Below are 16,479 nucleotides of genomic sequence, written 5' to 3' on the forward strand. Positions count from 1 at the left end.
GCCCGGCGCCGCGCCCGGCGCCGCGCCCGGCCGCCCCCGCGCGTCAGATCTTACGGAGGAGCACCGAACTCACCTTGTGGTCGGCCGCCTTCTTCAGCACGAGGGTCGCCCGGGAGCGCGTCGGCAAGACGTTCTCGACGAGGTTCGGCTCGTTGATCGCCCGCCACACCTCGGTCGCCGTCCGCACCGCGTCCTCGCGCGAGAGCGAGGCGAACCGGTGGAAGAACGAGTCTGGACTCGCGAAGGCCTCTTCCTGCAGGGCGAGGAACCGGTCGACGTACCAGGCCTCGATGTCCTTGGTCTTCGCGTCGACGTAGATCGTGAAGTCGAACAGGTCGGACAACGCCAGCCGCCCGTGCACCGGCGGCGCGAGCACGTTGAGGCCCTCGACGATGAGGATGTCCGGCTGTCGCACGACGATCTCGGCGTCCGGCACGATGTCGTACACGAGGTGCGAGTAGTACGGCGCGCGGACCTCAGCGGCGCCGCTCTTCACCTGGCTGACGAAGCGCAGCAGGGCGCGGCGGTCGTAGGACTCCGGGAAGCCCTTGCGGTCCATGATGCCGCGCCGCTCGAGCTCGGCGTTCGGGTACAGGAAGCCGTCGGTCGTGACGAGCTCGACGCGGGGGGTGTCCGGCCAGCGCTTCGTCAGCTCGCGGAGCAGGCGGGCGACGGTGGACTTCCCCACGGCCACCGAGCCGGCGACGCCGATCACGAACGGGGTCCGCCCGGCGCGGTCGCCCAGGAACGCCGACGTCGACGCGTGCAGGTCCCGGGCTCCGGCCGCGTACAGGGTCAGCAGGCGGGAGAGCGGGAGGTAGACCTCCTGCACCTCCTGCATGTCGAGGCGGTCACCGAGGCCGCGCAGCTGCACGATCTCGGTCTCGGTGAGGGAGAGGTGCTCCCTCGGTGCGAGCTGCGACCACTCGCGCCGCGGGATCTCCACGAAGGGGGTCGGGTGCGCGACGGTGGTTTCCGTGATCGGCATGGGGACGAGCGTACAGACGGGAGGCGCGGATCACGTGTGCCGACCGGCTCACGTGATCCGCGCCTCCCGTCCGACGTCCGGTGTGCGTCCGTGGGACGCGACCCGTCAGGCGGGGAGGGCCGCCTCGATGGCGGCGACGACCTCGGGGGCGTCCGGCTTCGTGGTGGGACGGAAGCGCGTGACGGTGCCGTCCGGGGCGACCAGGAACTTCTCGAAGTTCCACGACACCCGGCCGGCCTTGCCGTCGGCGTCCGGGGTCTCCTTGAGGGCCTGGTAGAGCGGGTGGGCGTTCTTGCCGTTCACCTTGACCTTCTCGGACATCGGGAAGGTGACGCCCCACGTGGTGGAGCAGTACTCGTCGATGGCCTCGGACGTGCCGAGCTCCTGCAGGAACTGGTTGCTCGGGAAGCCGAGGACGGTGAAGCCGCGGGGACCGTACTCCTTCTGGAGTGCCTCGAGCTGCTCGTACTGCGGCGCGAGACCGCACCGGGACGCGACGTTCACGACCAGCACCGCCTTGTCAGCGAAGGCACCGAACGTGGTGTCCTCGCCGTGGAGAGTCGTGATCGCGATGTCGTCGAAGCGTCCCATGTCCCAAACGTTATCCCCAGCCCTGCTCCTTCGCAGGGTCGTCGCTCAGGCAGACCGTAGGATCGTCCCCATGTGTGGAATCGTCGGCTACGTCGGCAGCAACAGCAGCCAGGACGTCCTCCTCGGTGGTCTCCGTCGGCTCGAGTACCGCGGCTACGACTCGGCGGGCATCGCCGTCGTGGACGGGTCGCACGAGCTCGCGTCCGCGAAGAAGGCGGGCAAGCTCCAGGCCCTCGTGGACGAGCTCGCGTCGCACCCGATCGCGGACGGCGGGACCGGCATCGGCCACACCCGCTGGGCGACGCACGGTGGCCCGACCGACGGCAACGCGCACCCGCACCTGGCCGACGGCGGCAAGCTCGCCCTCATCCACAACGGCATCATCGAGAACTTCTCCGAGCTCCGCGCCGAGCTCCAGGCCGAGGGCGTCACGTTCCTCAGCGAGACCGACTCCGAGGTCGCGGCGCACCTCGTCGCCCGCTCCTTCCGTGAGACCGGCGACCTGACCACCGCCATGCAGCAGGCCGTGCAGCGGCTCGAGGGCGCCTTCACGCTCCTCGTCGTGCACGCCGACCAGCCCGGTGTCGTCGTCGGCGCCCGGCGGAACTCCCCGCTCGTGGTCGGCCTCGGCGACGGCGAGAACTTCATGGGCTCCGACGTCGCGGCGTTCGTCGCCTACACGCAGCGCGCCCTCGCGATCGGGCAGGACGAGATCGCCACGATCCGTCCCGACGGCGTCGACGTCATCCACTTCGACGGCACCCCGGCGACGCCGAGCGAGTTCGAGGTGAACTGGGACGCCTCGGCGGCCGACAAGGGCGGCTGGACCTCGTTCATGGCGAAGGAGATCAGCGAGGAGCCCGAGGCCGTCGCGAAGACGATCCTCGGCCGGGTGCACGACGGTGCCGTGACGCTGACCGACCTCGACCCGATCGCCGACCGCCTCGCGCAGGTCGACCGGGTCATCGTCATCGCCTGCGGGACCGCGGCCTACGCCGGCATCCTCGGCAAGTACGCGATCGAGCAGTGGGCCCGCGTCCCGGTCGAGGTCGAGCTCGCGCACGAGTTCCGCTACCGCGACCCGGTGCTCGACGACCGCACCCTGGTCGTCTCGATCAGCCAGTCCGGCGAGACCATGGACACGCTCATGGCCGTCAAGTACGCGCGTGAGCAGGGCGCCCAGGTCCTGTCGATCTGCAACACCCAGGGCGCGACCATCCCGCGCGAGTCCGACGCCGTGATCTACACGCACGCCGGTCCCGAGGTCGCCGTCGCGTCGACGAAGGCGTTCATCGCCCAGGGCGTCGCGCTGTACCTGCTCGGGCTGCACCTCGCCACGCTGCGCGGCACCCTGACGGCCGAGCAGATCGCCGAGCAGGTCGCCGAGCTCGAGGGGCTCGCCCCGAAGCTGCAGCAGACCATCGACGACGCGTCCGGCATCAAGGACCTCGCCCGATGGATGGCCGACACCCGCAGCGTCCTCTTCCTCGGGCGCCACGTCGGGTACCCGATCGCGCTCGAGGGTGCGCTGAAGCTCAAGGAGCTCGCGTACATCCACGCCGAGGGCTTCGCCGCCGGCGAGCTGAAGCACGGCCCGATCGCCCTCATCGAGCCGGGCCAGATCGTCTTCGTCATCGTGCCGTCGCCGCGCGACCCGCGGTCGCTGCACCCCAAGGTCGTCTCGAACATCCAGGAGATCCGCGCTCGCGGCGCCCGGGTGATCGCGATCGCCGAAGAGGGCGACGCCGCCGTACTGCCCTTCGCTGACGAGGTCCTGCGGATCCCGCTCGCGACGCCGCTGTTCGAGCCGCTGCTCGCCGTCGCGCCGCTGCACATGTTCGGCATGGAGCTCGCCGCGGCCAAGGGACTCGACGTCGACCAGCCCCGCAACCTGGCGAAGTCGGTCACCGTCGAGTAGTCGCGCGATGATCATCGGCATCGGGGTCGACGTGGTCGACCTGGAACGGTTCGAGCGGGTGCTCGACCGCACGCCCGCGATGCGCACGCGGCTCTTCACCCCGTCGGAGCTCGTGCGCGACGGGGAACCGCGGCCGATCGCGTCGCTGGCGGCCCGGTTCGCGGCGAAGGAAGCCGTGATCAAGGCGTTCGGGTCGAGTGCGGGACTGAGCTGGCAGGACCTCGAGGTCGTCTCCGACGACCAGCGGAACCCGTCGCTGACGCTGCACCAGGACGCACAGCGGGTCGCGGACCGGCGCAGGGTCGGCTCGGTCCACCTCTCGCTCTCGCACGACGGTGGGATCGCGACGGCGTTCGTGGTCCTCGAAGGAACAGGGGAGTCCGCGTGAGCGCGTTCACCGGGATCACGGTCGACCGGGAGGCGCTGATCGCCAACTACGGTCGCGTCGCCGAACAGGTGGCACCGTCCGGCGTCATCGCCGTCGTCAAGGCCAACGGCTACGGCCACGGCGCAGCGGAGTCCGCGCGGGCGTTCGTGGACGCCGGCGCGGAGTGGCTCGGCGTCGCCGACATCGACGAGGGGATCGCCCTCCGGCACGCGGGCATCGACGAGGGCGTCCGGATCCTCGCCTGGCTGCACGCCCCCGACGAGGACTTCCGGCGCGCCGCCCGGTACGGCATCACGCCGGCCGTCTCCAGCGTCTCGCAGCTCGCTGCGGCCGCGGACTCCGAGGTCCCCGCGGTGCACGTGTGCGTCGACACCGGTCTGAGTCGCAACGGCGCGGTCGAGTCCGAGTGGCCCGAGCTCTTCGAGACGGCCGGGCGACTGGCCCGCAGCGGTTCGCGCACGCGGGTCGAGGGCCTGATGTCGCACCTGTCGAACGCCTCACGCGCGGACGACCTCGACCAGGACGCGGCGCTCCAGCGGGCGCTCGGCGGACTCGCCGCGAACGGCATCGTGCCCGACATGGTGCACCTCGCCGCCAGCGCCGCGAGCATCGCCGTCGCGGAGACCCGGCACGACGTCGCACGGGTGGGCCTCGCGCTGTACGGACTCAGCCCGTTCCCGGACCGCACCGCGGCCGACCTCGGGCTGCGTCCCGCGATGCGCGTGACCGCCGCGGTGCTCCGGACGGTGCCGGTGCGCGCGGGCGAAGGCGTCAGCTACGGGTACACCTGGCGTGCGACGACCGACACGCGGCTCGCGGTGATCGGCCTCGGGTACGCCGACGGTTTCGACCGCGCCTTCGGCAACCACGTCTCGGTGCGGATCGGCGACCGGACGTTCCCGGTGGTCGGTCGCGTGGCGATGAACGCCATGCACGTCGACATCGGCGACGCCGACGTCCGCGTCGGCGACGAGGCCGTGCTCTGGGGCGACCCGGCGAACGGCGACCCGGCGGTCGAGGACTGGGCCGAGGCAGCCGGCACGATCAACTACGAGGTGGTCGCCCGGGTCGGCCGCAGCGTCGAACGGAGGACGTCGTGAACGCGCCGCTGCGCCGGGCCGAGATCGACCTCGACGCCTACCGCGCCAACCTCGACCTCGTCCGCGAGTGGATGGACCCCGTCGAGCTCATGGCGATCATGAAGGCCGACGCCTACGGGCACGGCCTCGAGCCGATCGCGCTCGCCGCGGTGGACGCCGGCATCCGGTGGATCGGCGTGCTCACCGTCCCGGCGGCCCTGCGCCTGCGGTCGATCGGCGTCGGCGAGGACGTGCACCTCTTCACGTGGCAGCACGACCCCGCGCTGGACTTCCGCGACGCGATCGACTCGGCGGTGGACCTCGGCGTCTCGAACGTCCCCGAGCTGCAGCGCGTGATCGACGCCGTCGACCACCGACCGGCCCGGGTGCACCTCGGGTTCGACTCCGGCCTGCACCGCGACGGCTCGACGCCCGACGACTGGCCCGCACTCGTGACCCTCGCCCGCGACGCCCAGCGGGACGGACGCATCGAGGTCGTCGCCGCGTACACGCACCTCGCCGAGTCCTCCGACGACGAGGACGCCGCGGCCGTCGCGCTCTTCGACACCGCGGTCGAGCAGGCCGAGGACCTCGGGCTCGACATCCCGACCGAGCACGTTGCCGCCTCGCTCGCCGGACTCGAGCGCAAGGAGTTCCGCAAGGACATGGTCCGGATGGGTGCGAACCTGTTCGGCATCCCCGGGGCCGACGGTGTCTCGGCGGCCGACCTCGGGCTCGAGCCCGTGATGACGCTGACCGCCTCGGTGGCGAAGACCAAGCGGGTCCCCGTCGACACCGGGGTCTCGTACGACTACACGTACCGGACCACCGCCGAGACGACCCTCGCCCTCGTGCCCGTCGGGTACGCCGACGGCGTCCCGAGGCTCGCGCAGGGGCGTGTCGAGGTCGCCATCGGCGGCACGCGCTACCCGATCGCCGGTCGCGTCGCGATGGACCAGTTCCTCGTCGACGTCGGCGACGACGACGTGCAGGTCGGCGACACCGTCGTCCTGTTCGGCACGGGCGAGCACGACGAGATGACGGTCCTCGAGTGGGGCGAGGCGCTCGGCACCATCGGCGAGGAGATCGTCTGCCGGATCGGCACGCGCGTGCCCCGGGTGTACGAGGGGCACCGGGTCGAGGGCCACGTTGCCGAGTACCTGCGGGGCGAACGGTGACCGAGCCCCGCGTGCTGCTCGACACCACGGCCCGGACCACCGAGGAGATGGGTGCACTCGGCGCCCGACTCGCGGCCGTCCTCCGCGCCGGCGACCTTGTCGTGCTGACCGGTCCGCTCGGTGCCGGCAAGACCACCATGACCCGGGGGCTCGGCGCGGCGCTCGGCGCCCGCGGGCAGGTGTCGAGCCCGACGTTCGTCCTCGCCCGGACCCACCCGACCACCGCCGGCCCGGACCTGGTGCACGTCGACGCGTACCGGCTGTCCGACCCGGTCGAGCTCGACGACCTCGACCTCGACTGGGACGCCTCGATCGTGGTCGTGGAGTGGGGCCGCGGGTTCGTCGACGGCGTCTCCGACAGCATCCTCGACGTCGAGATCGTCCGCGCGACCGGTGCCGGCGAGGCCCCCGGTCCGGACGACCTCGACCCGGACGACGTCCCCGACGAGCCCCGCCGGGTCGTCGTCACCGCGACCGGTCCCCGTTGGGACGGCGTCGCCCTCTGACCCCGGTGCCCCGCGACCGGCTCGCCGTCGACACGGGGTCCCGGCGCCGACGTCGACCGGTGTGCCCCTGCTGCCGTCCAGCCGGCGTCGCGAGGATGCAGTGTGCCGACGCTCATCGTGACCGCCCACCCCGACCCCGACTCGTTGACCCACCACGTCGCGGAGGAACTCCGGGCCGCCCTGCCCGAGGGGTCCGTCGAGACCGCTGACCTCGCTGCGGAGGGCTTCGACCCACGGTTCACGCTCGCCGACCGGCAGACGTACCGCACGGGTGTGGGTGCTCCTCACGACGTCGTCGCCGAGCAGCAGCGCATCGACCGGGCCACCGACCTCGTCCTCGTGTTCCCGGTCTGGTGGTGGTCCGTCCCGGCGCTCCTCAAGGGCTGGATCGACCGCGTGTTCGTGAACGGCTGGGCGTTCGACGTCGATCCCGACGGCGGGCTCCGCCGCACCCTCGGGCGGCTCACGATCCACCTCGTCCCGGTCGCCGGTGACGACGCCGGAGTGTGGGACCGGCACGGCTACCGCGCAGCGCTCCGCACCCAGATCGAGCACGGGATCGTCGACTTCTGCGGCGCACGGCGCGGTGTCACCGTGTTCGTGCACGACTCGGAACACGAGGACGCGACGGTCCGCGCGCAGGCCGTCGCCGCGGCCGTCGGAGCGGTCAGCCGATCGATCGTCGACCGCTCCCGGGACTGAGCACCTGCTCCGCGACCAGGTCGGGTCGGGTGGTGAACGGGTGGTGCCCGGTGGGTACGTCCACCGATCGGGTCGCGCGGGCGGCGTGGTGCCGTTGGAGTCCGACCGTGGTGCTCCGGTCGTCCGTGCAGACGAGGTACGTCGAGTCGACGCCCTGCCACCCCGCGGCCGAGGTCGGCGTCACGAACGACGTCGCGTCCTGCGGGGTCACCCGGGTCCACGCGGCCCGTTGCACGCTGGTGTCCGCGTCCTGCAGGAACCGGGCGCCGAACGACGACGCGTCGTACCCGCTGACGGCGAGGCGGCCGTCGCCCGCGTCGCCGATCGACACCGGGTCCGGCTCGTCGGCCGTGATCGTGCCCTGCGCCGTGCCGACGTCGGGCAGGTAGGAGGACACGAACACCAGCCGTGAGACCGCCGGGTGGGGTCCGGCCTCGGCGATCACCGTGCCGCCGTACGAGTGCCCGACGACGACCGCACCCTCGGGGTCGTCCACGTCGTCGAGTGCTGCGCGGAGCGCTGCGGCGTCGGCGACGAGCCCCGAGGTGCCCGCCGGTGCTCGTCCCTCGCCGCAGCTGGGGAGTGCCACGGCCCGGCTGCGGATCCCGGCGCGCTGGAGCAGGAGGTCCCCGGTCGGACGCCACCACCAGCCGCCGTCGCGGACGAGGGCACCGTGCACGAAGAGCAGTTCCATGGCGGCGACGCTACGACCGCGCGGCTCGGCACGTGCAGCCGTTCGCCCACAGCGGCACTGCGGCAGCACGCCTACGATGGACGGGTGCTGCTCGCGATCGACACCTCCGCCGGAACGTCCGTCGCCCTGGTCGACCCGGCCACCGGTCGACCCCTCGCGACCCGGGGCACCGAGGACAGCCGCCGCCACGCCGAGGTCATCGGCCCGTTCCTCGCCGAGGTCCTGACCGAGGCCGAGGTCACCCCGGCGGACGTCACCGGCGTGGTCGCCGGGATGGGGCCGGGGCCGTTCACCGGCCTCCGCGTCGGCATCGCGGCTGCGCGCACCTTCGCCGCGGCACGCGGCGTCCCCCTCCTCCCGCTGGTCAGCCACGACGCGGTCGCCGCCGACCAGGACCGCCCCGGGCCCTTCGTCGTCCTGACGGACGCGCGTCGGCGCGAGGTCTACTGGAGCGCCTACGACCAGACCGGCACGCGCGTCGCGGGGCCGGGACTCGCCAAGCCGGCGGACCTCGACGAGGCGATCCGCGCCTCCCGGCCCGACGCGGTCGACTGGGACCGGGTCACCGCCCGGTCCATCCCGGCCTGGAGGCTCGGTGCGCTCGCCGCGGACCGGCTCGCCTCCGGCACGCCCTTCGCGGACGACACGCCCCGATACCTGCGCGATCCGGACGTGACGATGCCGGGTGCGCCCAAGCGGGTGAAGCAGTGACGCTGCCCGACGGGCTGCGCCTCCGGCGCGCGCACCCGCAGGACCTCGACGACGTGATGTGGTTGGAGCACGCGTCGTTCCCGACCGACGCGTGGTCGGCGTCGCAGATGTCCGGCGAGCTGTACTCGCCGCACGGGCACTACGTCGTCGTCGAGACGACCGACGACGGGGCACCGACGATCGTCGGGTACGCCGGGCTCTCGTCCCTCGCCGGCAACCCCGTCGCGGACGTCCAGACGATCGCGGTCGCCGCGGACCAGCGGGGGAAGGGCATCGGCCGCGTGCTCTTCACCGAGCTCCTCGACGAGGCACGGCGGCGCGGTGTGCACGAGGTCTTCCTCGAGGTGCGGGCCGACAACCCCGTCGCCCAGGCGATGTACACCGCGTTCGGGTTCGAACGGATCGCGGTGCGGCCGCGCTACTACCAGCCGGACGGCGTCGACGCGTGGGTGATGCGGGCGGCACTCCGCCCGACCGCTCCGGACGACCCCGCCACACCCCGCACGCCCGGCACCTCCGGCACGCCCGCGTCGGGCGTCGGCCCCATCGGACAGGAGGCCCTCGATGGCTGAACCCCTCGTGCTCGGCATCGAGACGAGCTGTGACGAGACCGGCGTCGGGATCGTGCGGGGCACCACCCTGCTCGCGAACGTCATCGCGTCGAGCATGGAGGAGCACGCGCGCTACGGCGGGGTCGTGCCCGAGGTCGCCGCACGGGCGCACCTCGAGGCGATGACGCCGACGCTCTCGGCCGCGCTCGAGCAGGCCGGGGTCACCCTGGACGAGATCGACGCCGTCGCGGTCACCGCGGGCCCCGGGCTCGCCGGCGCACTCATGGTCGGGGTCGGCGCGGCCAAGGCCCTCGCGGTGGCGACGGGCAAGCCGCTGTACGGCGTCAACCACCTGGTCGGACACGTCGGCGCCGACGTGCTGCGGTCGGACGGCTCGGAGATCGACCTGCCGACGGTGGCGCTCCTGGTGTCGGGCGGGCACACGTCGCTGCTGCTCGTGAACGACCTCGTCGGGGACGTGGAGCTCCTCGGCGAGACGATCGACGACGCCGCCGGTGAGGCGTTCGACAAGGTCGCGCGGCTCCTGGGACTGCCGTACCCGGGTGGGCCGCAGATCGACCGGGCGGCGGCGGGCGGCGACCCCACCGCGATCCGGTTCCCCCGCGGGCTCACGCTGCCGAAGGACATGGCCGCGCACCGGTACGACTTCTCGTTCTCCGGGCTCAAGACCGCCGTCGCGCGGTGGGTCGAGCGGTGCCGCGACGAGGGGCGCGAGGTCCCGGTCGCGGACGTCGCCGCCAGCTTCCGCGAGGCCGTCGTCGACGTGCTCCTCACGAAGGCGCTGCGCGCGTGCGAGGACACCGGGGTGCACCGGCTCCTGCTCGGCGGGGGCGTCGTGGCGAACGCCCGGCTGCGGGCCGTCGCCGAGGAGCGCTGCGCTCGGGCCGGGGTCGCCCTCCGGATCCCGCCGTTCGACCTCTGCACCGACAACGGCGCGATGATCGCCGCGGTCGGCGCCCGGCTCGTCGCCGAGGGGCACGCGCCGAGCGACCTCGGGATCGCGGCCGACTCCACGCTGCCGGTGACGACCGTCCAGGTCTGACACACACGTCACCCCACCGGTCCGCCGCTGACGCGCGGGGTCCCGCCCGGGCTCCGGACGGGTGTCTGTGGGAGGATTCACGAAGGGCGCCGACGAACGACGCGCCCGAGAGGGGTGGACGGTGTCCGATCAGAACCAGTGGCCGAAGCCGGGCGAGACGCCGGACGGCGGTGCGTCCTCGTCCCCGTCGAGTGCGGCCCACCCGGAGTCCGGGCCGGGCACGTCGGGCCAGGGTGCGTCCGAGGGGACGGCGGCACCGCAGAACCCGTACGGCGCGCCGGCACAGCCGCAGGGGCAGCCGGGCTCGGGTGCCCCGCAGAACCCGTACGCGGCCCCCGGTCAGCAGAACCCGTACGCGGCGCCGGGCCACCAGAACCCGTACGCGGCGCCGGGCCACCAGAACCCCTACGCGGCGCCCGGTCAGCAGAACCCGTACGCGGCCCCGAGCCAGCAGAACCCGTTCGCGGCGCCTGGGCAGCAGAACCCGTACGCGGCGCCTGGGCAGCAGAACCCGTACGCGGCCCCCGGCCAGCACAACCCGTACGCGGCCCCCGGTCAGCAGAACCCCTACGCCTCCGCGGGGCAGCAGAACCCGTACGCCTACGCCTCGACGGGCTACCAGCCCTACGCGCAGCGGCCGAAGGTGAACACGCTGTCCGTGCTCGCGATCGTCTTCGGCCTCGCCGGTGCGTTGCCGTTCTTCTGGTTCATCGGCATCCTGCTGGGCCCGACCGGTGCGATCCTCGGCCACATCGCCCTCGGCAAGCTCAAGACGAGCGGTGAACGCGGCCGCGGGCTGGCGTTGACCGGTGTCATCGCGGGCTGGGTCGTCACCGGGATCTGGATCCTCGTGGTGATCATCCTCGTCGCGACGGGCTTCGGGTCCTCGCGGTACTCGGACTACTCCGGCTACGACTCCGGCGCCTTCATCGGCTGACGCGGGCCGCAGCTCGCACAACCGAAGTCACCCCGAACCACGGCGATCCGTGGTTCGGGGTGACTTTCGTTGTGCGGCCCGCGCGGCACGGCGAGCGCCGCACGCCGGGCCGAGCCCGCGCGCCGGGCCGAGCCCGCACGCGGGGCCGGCCCCGCCCCGCCCCGCGGCCTACCCGGCCGTCTCGCCGAGCCGCTCGCACAGGATCGCGGTGTGCCGTCCCTCCAGGCGGGTGAGCACCAGGGTCACGCGACCGCTGCCGCCCCGCAGCCGCAGCCGCTTCCGGAACTGCGCCGGGTCGACGTCGACGCCGCGCTTCTTGATCTCGACCGTGCCGACGCCGTCGGCGGCGAGCCGTGCGGCGAGCTGCTTCACGTCGAGCGGCAGGACGCCCTTCACCCGGAACCCCTGGGCGAACGGGGTCGAGACGGCCTGGTCGGAGCTGACGTACGCGATGCCCTCGGAGAGCATGCGACCGTCGATCGACCGGGCGAGGTCCCCGATCAGCCGTGCGCGGATGACCGCACCGTCGGGTTCGTAGAGGTACGCGCCGAGCGGTCCGACCGACGCGTCCGGAGCGTCCGCCTCGCCGGTCAGCTCCGCGATCCCGTGCGGACCGATGACGGTCGCGGCGCGGCGGATCCCCGGGCGGGCGAGGGGGCCGAACCAGAGGGCGAGCTCGACGACCTCGCGGTCCACCGAGGTCCACTGCGCCTCGGCGGTGTCCGGGATGAGGTCACGGTCGACGCCGGGCCCGAGCTTCACGCCCGTCGGGGTGGTCGTCGCGGCGGCGAACACGGTGTCGAGCGACGGGGACCAGTCGTCCGGGTCCGCGAGCCGCTTCGTGTTCGTGTGGCCGGAGGTCCGCCTGGCCGGGTCCATCCAGACGCCGTCCACGCGGGTGAGGTCGAACCCGGCGGCGTCGCCGAGCTCCACCCGGGCGGAGTCCCAGAGCGAGAGGTTGTGGGTGGCGACGGCTGCGGTGACCTCGTCGCGGTCGACCGCGGTGACCTCGAGGTCGAGCGCCGCCATCGCCATCGCGTCGCCGCCGATGCCGCAGCCGAGGTCCGCGACGCGCCGCAGCCCGGCGGCGGCGAAGCGTCCGGCGTGCTGGGCGGCGACCTGCAGCCGGGTCGCCTGCTCGAGCCCGGCCTCGGTGAAGAGCATCCGGGAGGCGAAGTCGCCGAACTTCCCGCGGGCCTTCTGCCGGAGCTTCGCCTGCGTGAGGACCGCCGCGACGAGGCCCGGGTCGTGTCCCTCGGACCGCAGTCGGGAGACGACACGGACGATCTCACCACCGTCGGACACGGCCGGGGTACGGTCGAGCAGGGCCATCCCCTCGGGGGTCAGCAACTGGGCGAGATCGGCGGCTTCCACCCGACGATCCTCCCAGGTCGCCGAGAGCCCGGCAGGACGTTGGCACTCGGATTGACCGAGTGCCAACGACGCCCTAGAGTTGGGCCGTTGGCACTCTCCTGCGCGTAGTGCCAGCACGGTTCCCATCTGTACCGAGTCAGTACCGAGAAAGAAGAGGTCACCGTGGCCGTCAGCATCAAGCCGCTCGAGGATCGCATCGTCATCCGCCAGGTCGAGGCGGAGCAGACCACCGCTTCCGGTCTGGTCATCCCGGACACCGCGAAGGAGAAGCCCCAGGAGGGCGAGGTCGTCGCCGTGGGCCCGGGTCGTATCGACGACAACGGCAACCGCGTCCCGCTCGACGTCGCCGTGGGTGACAAGGTCATCTACTCGAAGTACGGCGGCACCGAGGTCAAGTACTCGGGCGAGGACCTCCTCGTCCTCTCTGCCCGCGACGTCCTCGCGGTCATCGTGCACTGAGTCCAGTACACATCGCGAACGCCCCGTTCGGCTCCGGCCGGCGGGGCGTTCTCGCGTTCCGGGCGGGGGCGTCCCGGGTGCGGTCCGTCGCGTGGCCGGGCAGACCGGTCCGGGAGGCGCGGCTCGGCCACGCACCGTCGGTGCTGGTTCCTAGGATGGTTCCGTGAGTGAACCGTCCCCGGCACGCCCGGCCCGCAGCGAGGCATCCGTCGGCGTCGTGCAGGCGATCGTCGCGTACGGGCTGTGGGGACTCATGCCGCTGCTCTTCGCGGCGATGGCCCCCGCCGGCGCGTTCGAGATCGTCGCCTGGCGGATCGTCTTCGGGCTGGTGTTCTGCGCGATCGCGATCGCCGTCACCCGCTCGTGGCTCCGGACCCGCACGCTGATGGCCCAGCGTCGGGTGATGCTCGTGATGGGCCTCGCAGCCGTCCTCATCCTGGTGAACTGGACCGTGTACGTCGCGGCCACCACCACGGGACACACCGTCGAGGCGGCCCTCGGGTACTTCATCAACCCGCTCGTCACGATCGCCCTCGGGGTCGTGGTGCTCCGCGAACGCCTGCGTCCGCTCCAGTGGACCGCCGTCGGCATCAGCATCGTGGCCGTCGTCGTCATCGCGGTGGGCTACGGCCAGATGCCGTGGATCTCCCTGGTGCTCGCGTTCTCGTTCGGCCTGTACGGCCTCGTGAAGAAGCGCGTCGGCGGCACGGTGGACGCGCTGAGCGGTCTGACGATCGAGACCGTGTGGCTGCTCCCGATCGCGGTGGTCGCCCTCGTGGTGCTCGGCGTGACAGGGCTCGGCGGCGGCGTGACGTTCGCGAGTGCCGGTGGGCTCCACGTCCTGGTGACGGTGCTGACCGGGCCCGCGACGGCGGTGCCGCTCCTGCTGTTCGCGTCCTCGGCGCGGCGGGTGAGCCTGTCCACGCTCGGGCTGACGCAGTACCTCGCGCCGGTCATGCAGCTGCTCGTCGGCGTGGTCGTGCAGCACGAGCCGATGTCGAGTGCGCGGTGGTTCGGCTTCGGGATCGTGTGGCTGGCCCTGGTCCTGCTCACGGTCGACTCGTTCGCGGCCGGTCGGGCATCGCGGCGCCGGGCGCAGGCACTCACGGCGGCCGAGCCGGTCTGACGGAGGCGCGCCGCGCCTCCCGGCCCGCCTGCCGGCCTGCCTGCCTGCCCGCCCGCCCGCCCGCCGTGCGCCGAGTCTCGGCCCGGCGGACAGTTTCGCGCGGTGTCGGCCACGAAACCGTCCGCGCAGCCGAGTCTCGGCACGCTCCCGGGCGCCCGCCGCACGCGACAGCGCCCCGCGGTCGGGCCGCGGGGCGCTGTCGATCTGGTGGTGTCGGCTACTTCTTGACCGAGCCCTGGATGGCGCTCTGGTAGACGGGCTTGTTGTCGCCGTCGAACTTGTAGATGCCGATGTAGGCGCTCGACGGGTCGTTGTTCTCGTCGAACGGACCGATGCCCGACGGACCCGTGTAGTGGATGTCCTCACCCTTGTCGAGCAGGGCGACGCAGTCCTTGAACGTCGAGCACTCGGTGCCGCCGTCGGCTCCGGACACCGCGGCCATGTTGGCCTGGATGGTCCCGGAGTCCGTGCCCTTGCCCTTCACCGCGGCGAGGGCCGCGAGGACGGTGGCGTCGTAGGACTCGGCCGCGTACGAGTAGTCGGCGAGGTCCTTGCCGGACGACTTCTTGTAGAAGGCGGACAGCTGGGCCTTGAACTCGTCCTTGGGCGAGGCGCCGGGGATGGTGCCCTGCGCGCCGGTCAGCGTGCCCTTGTCGAAGTCCTTCGAGTAGTCGGCGGTGTTGCCGTCGGACATGTAGATCTTCGACATGTCGGCGTCCTGCGACTTCAGCTCCGGGATGATCGACTTCGTCTCGTCGAACGCCAGGACGACGATGGCGTCCGGCTTCGTGGCGAGCGCCGCGGTCACCTCGGACGAGAAGGTCGTCTGGCCGGGCGGGAACTCCTGGCCCTTGCCCTTGCCGCCGTAGACGACGGATCCGCCCGAGTCCTCGATCGCCTTCTGCACGGTGTTCCGGAGGCCGGTGCCGTAGGTGTCGTTGAAGACGAGGAAGGCGACCTTGGCGTTGCCGTCACCCGTGACGAGCTGACCGAGCGCCGAGCCCTGCACCGAGTCCGGCGGAGCGGTCCGGTAGTAGTACGACGAGTAGCCGGAGAGGTCCGACGCGGTGTTCGCGGGGGAGATCTCCACGATGCAGTTGCTCGTGAGCTGGTCGATGACGTTGAGCGTGACGCTGGAGGACTCGGCGCCGATCGCGACCGGGACCTTCGCGTTCACGAGCTTCGTCGCGGCCGAGCTCGACACCGTCATGTCGTTGCTGTCACCGGAGTCGGTGGCGGGGTCGATGGTGACGTCCTTGTCGAGCACACCGCCCGCGGCGTTGATGTCCTGCACCGCGAGCCCCACACCGGACTCCGCGGGCGGGTTCAGGTAGGCGAGCGAACCGGTCAGCGGCAGGATCGTCCCGATCTTCAGCGCGTCGGTGCCGGGGGTGTCCGGGGCCTTGCAGCTCGCGGCGGGGTCCTTCTTCGCGCCGCCCGACGCGGAAGAGGACGGCGAGGTGCCGCCGCTGGTGGTGGAACAGGCGGCGAGGAGGAGCGCCGCCGCTCCTGCCACTGCCAGTGCCGTGGTGGCACGGGTGGTTCTGATCATCCGTGGAGCCCTTTCTCTGCGCGGAACCTCAGGTCCCGCTGGGGATGTGAGAGAACGTAGGGTCACGGTGTTTCAGCGGTGTGACGGGGCGGTACGCAAAGTGTTTCGTTACCCAGCCGTGACGCGGGAGGCGCGGAAACCCGGGGGCCGCGCGGTGGCGCTGCGGTGGCGTTGCGGTGGCAGGACGCTCTGCCCGCGCAGCGCGGACAGGGCCCGGCGGTTCAGGGCGGTCAGGCGGACCCGGCGTCGAGCTCGGCCTGGGAGCGGAGGACGCAGAACTCGTTCCCCTCGGGGTCGGCGAGCGTCACCCAGCCCCCGGTCGCCGTGCGGCGGTCCGCCAGCTCGAGGGCGCCGATGCCCCGCAGCCGGACGACCTCGTCGTCGCGGGTCCGGTCGGTCGGCCGCAGGTCGAAGTGGATGCGGTTCTTCACCGCCTTCGCCTCGGGGACCTCGATGAAGAGCACGTGGTGCGAGTCGTCGGGGGCGACGATCATGCACTCCTCGTCGCCGGGCGCGTTCGGGTCGTCGGCGACGTCGACGTAGCCGAGCACCTGCTTCCACCACTCCGAGAGCGCGTACGCGTCACGGCAGTCGATCGAGGTGTGCGAGACGGCGCTGACCATGCCGCGACCCTACTGCCCACCGACGACGAACGCCCCCGC

At 72.4% G+C, this 16,479-nt stretch carries 18 protein-coding genes; 12 read left to right on the top strand and 6 right to left on the bottom strand.

Features of this window, described 5'->3' with window-relative positions:
* Positions 1-43: 43 nt before the first annotated feature.
* A complete protein-coding gene (gene coaA, locus ACNQOV_RS10025) occupies positions 44-988 on the bottom strand; it encodes a type I pantothenate kinase (RefSeq protein ID WP_416394373.1) in 945 nt (314 codons plus the stop codon).
* Positions 989-1,093: 105 nt separating this feature from the next.
* Positions 1,094-1,579, bottom strand: coding sequence for a glutathione peroxidase (locus tag ACNQOV_RS10030; RefSeq protein WP_022905344.1), 486 nt, complete (start codon positions 1,577-1,579; stop codon positions 1,094-1,096).
* Positions 1,580-1,649: 70 nt separating this feature from the next.
* Here ACNQOV_RS10030 and glmS point away from each other — a divergent pair, with 70 nt between their 5' ends.
* The 6 genes from glmS (at position 1,650) to ACNQOV_RS10060 (ending at position 7,350) form a co-directional block, all read left to right on the top strand.
* The gene (glmS, locus tag ACNQOV_RS10035; protein ID WP_402266761.1) at positions 1,650-3,497 is read left to right on the top strand and encodes a glutamine--fructose-6-phosphate transaminase (isomerizing); all 1,848 of its coding nucleotides are present in this window, start codon (positions 1,650-1,652) and stop codon (positions 3,495-3,497) included.
* 7 nt (positions 3,498-3,504) lie between these two features.
* Positions 3,505-3,885, top strand: a complete 381-nt coding sequence (locus tag ACNQOV_RS10040) for a holo-ACP synthase (protein ID WP_416394374.1) — start codon at positions 3,505-3,507, stop codon at positions 3,883-3,885.
* Positions 3,882-4,985: an alanine racemase gene (gene alr, locus ACNQOV_RS10045; protein ID WP_416394375.1), complete on the top strand. Its 1,104-nt coding sequence runs from the start codon at positions 3,882-3,884 to the stop codon at positions 4,983-4,985. The genes ACNQOV_RS10040 and alr (ACNQOV_RS10045) overlap by 4 nt, the downstream gene beginning before the upstream one ends.
* On the top strand, positions 4,982-6,142 hold the full coding sequence (alr, locus tag ACNQOV_RS10050) for an alanine racemase (RefSeq protein WP_031260913.1): 1,161 nt from the start codon (positions 4,982-4,984) through the stop codon (positions 6,140-6,142). The genes alr (ACNQOV_RS10045) and alr (ACNQOV_RS10050) overlap by 4 nt, the downstream gene beginning before the upstream one ends.
* The gene (gene tsaE, locus ACNQOV_RS10055) at positions 6,139-6,648 is read left to right on the top strand and encodes a tRNA (adenosine(37)-N6)-threonylcarbamoyltransferase complex ATPase subunit type 1 TsaE (RefSeq protein ID WP_416394376.1); all 510 of its coding nucleotides are present in this window, start codon (positions 6,139-6,141) and stop codon (positions 6,646-6,648) included. The genes alr (ACNQOV_RS10050) and tsaE overlap by 4 nt, the downstream gene beginning before the upstream one ends.
* 102 nt (positions 6,649-6,750) lie before the next feature.
* The gene (locus ACNQOV_RS10060) at positions 6,751-7,350 is read left to right on the top strand and encodes an NAD(P)H-dependent oxidoreductase (RefSeq protein ID WP_416394377.1); all 600 of its coding nucleotides are present in this window, start codon (positions 6,751-6,753) and stop codon (positions 7,348-7,350) included.
* On the opposite strand, the gene ACNQOV_RS10065 is transcribed toward ACNQOV_RS10060, so the two are convergent.
* Entirely contained in the window at positions 7,316-8,044 is a 729-nt protein-coding gene (locus ACNQOV_RS10065; RefSeq protein ID WP_416394378.1) for an alpha/beta hydrolase, read from the bottom strand. The genes ACNQOV_RS10060 and ACNQOV_RS10065 overlap by 35 nt on opposite strands.
* An 84-nt stretch (positions 8,045-8,128) precedes the next feature.
* Between ACNQOV_RS10065 and tsaB the strand changes: the two genes are divergently transcribed.
* The 4 genes from tsaB to ACNQOV_RS10085 all read left to right on the top strand — a co-directional run bounded on the left by tsaB (position 8,129) and on the right by ACNQOV_RS10085 (position 11,306).
* Positions 8,129-8,755, top strand: a complete 627-nt coding sequence (gene tsaB / locus ACNQOV_RS10070; RefSeq protein ID WP_416394379.1) for a tRNA (adenosine(37)-N6)-threonylcarbamoyltransferase complex dimerization subunit type 1 TsaB — start codon at positions 8,129-8,131, stop codon at positions 8,753-8,755.
* Positions 8,752-9,327, top strand: a complete 576-nt coding sequence (gene rimI, locus ACNQOV_RS10075) for a ribosomal protein S18-alanine N-acetyltransferase (protein WP_416394380.1) — start codon at positions 8,752-8,754, stop codon at positions 9,325-9,327. Before tsaB ends, rimI begins: the two co-directional genes overlap by 4 nt.
* A complete protein-coding gene (gene tsaD / locus ACNQOV_RS10080; protein ID WP_416394381.1) occupies positions 9,320-10,369 on the top strand; it encodes a tRNA (adenosine(37)-N6)-threonylcarbamoyltransferase complex transferase subunit TsaD in 1,050 nt (349 codons plus the stop codon). The genes rimI and tsaD overlap by 8 nt, the downstream gene beginning before the upstream one ends.
* Positions 10,370-10,490: 121 nt before the next feature.
* Complete coding sequence (locus tag ACNQOV_RS10085) at positions 10,491-11,306, top strand: DUF4190 domain-containing protein (RefSeq protein ID WP_416394382.1); 816 nt, start codon at positions 10,491-10,493, stop codon at positions 11,304-11,306.
* Positions 11,307-11,474: 168 nt separating this feature from the next.
* On the opposite strand, the gene ACNQOV_RS10090 is transcribed toward ACNQOV_RS10085, so the two are convergent.
* Positions 11,475-12,680: a THUMP-like domain-containing protein gene (locus ACNQOV_RS10090; RefSeq protein ID WP_416394383.1), complete on the bottom strand. Its 1,206-nt coding sequence runs from the start codon at positions 12,678-12,680 to the stop codon at positions 11,475-11,477.
* 162 nt (positions 12,681-12,842) lie between these two features.
* Here ACNQOV_RS10090 and groES point away from each other — a divergent pair, with 162 nt between their 5' ends.
* Together groES and rarD are read left to right on the top strand one after the other, a co-directional pair.
* Positions 12,843-13,139 carry a co-chaperone GroES gene (gene groES, locus ACNQOV_RS10095; RefSeq protein ID WP_017885484.1) on the top strand — a complete coding sequence of 99 codons (297 nt, stop codon included), beginning with the start codon at positions 12,843-12,845 and terminating at the stop codon, positions 13,137-13,139.
* Positions 13,140-13,302: 163 nt separating this feature from the next.
* The gene (gene rarD, locus ACNQOV_RS10100) at positions 13,303-14,265 is read left to right on the top strand and encodes an EamA family transporter RarD (protein WP_416394384.1); all 963 of its coding nucleotides are present in this window, start codon (positions 13,303-13,305) and stop codon (positions 14,263-14,265) included.
* A gap of 217 nt (positions 14,266-14,482) precedes the next feature.
* Here the strand turns inward: rarD and ACNQOV_RS10105 are convergent, their stop codons facing one another.
* Entirely contained in the window at positions 14,483-15,817 is a 1,335-nt protein-coding gene (locus ACNQOV_RS10105) for an ABC transporter substrate-binding protein (protein WP_022906994.1), read from the bottom strand.
* Between the two features lie 230 nt (positions 15,818-16,047).
* The gene (locus tag ACNQOV_RS10110; RefSeq protein ID WP_416394385.1) at positions 16,048-16,440 is read right to left on the bottom strand and encodes a VOC family protein; all 393 of its coding nucleotides are present in this window, start codon (positions 16,438-16,440) and stop codon (positions 16,048-16,050) included.
* Between the last annotated feature and the right edge of the window lie 39 nt (positions 16,441-16,479).

The sequence above is a fragment of the Curtobacterium sp. LFS084 genome (assembly GCF_047977705.1).
Classification (GTDB): domain Bacteria; phylum Actinomycetota; class Actinomycetes; order Actinomycetales; family Microbacteriaceae; genus Curtobacterium.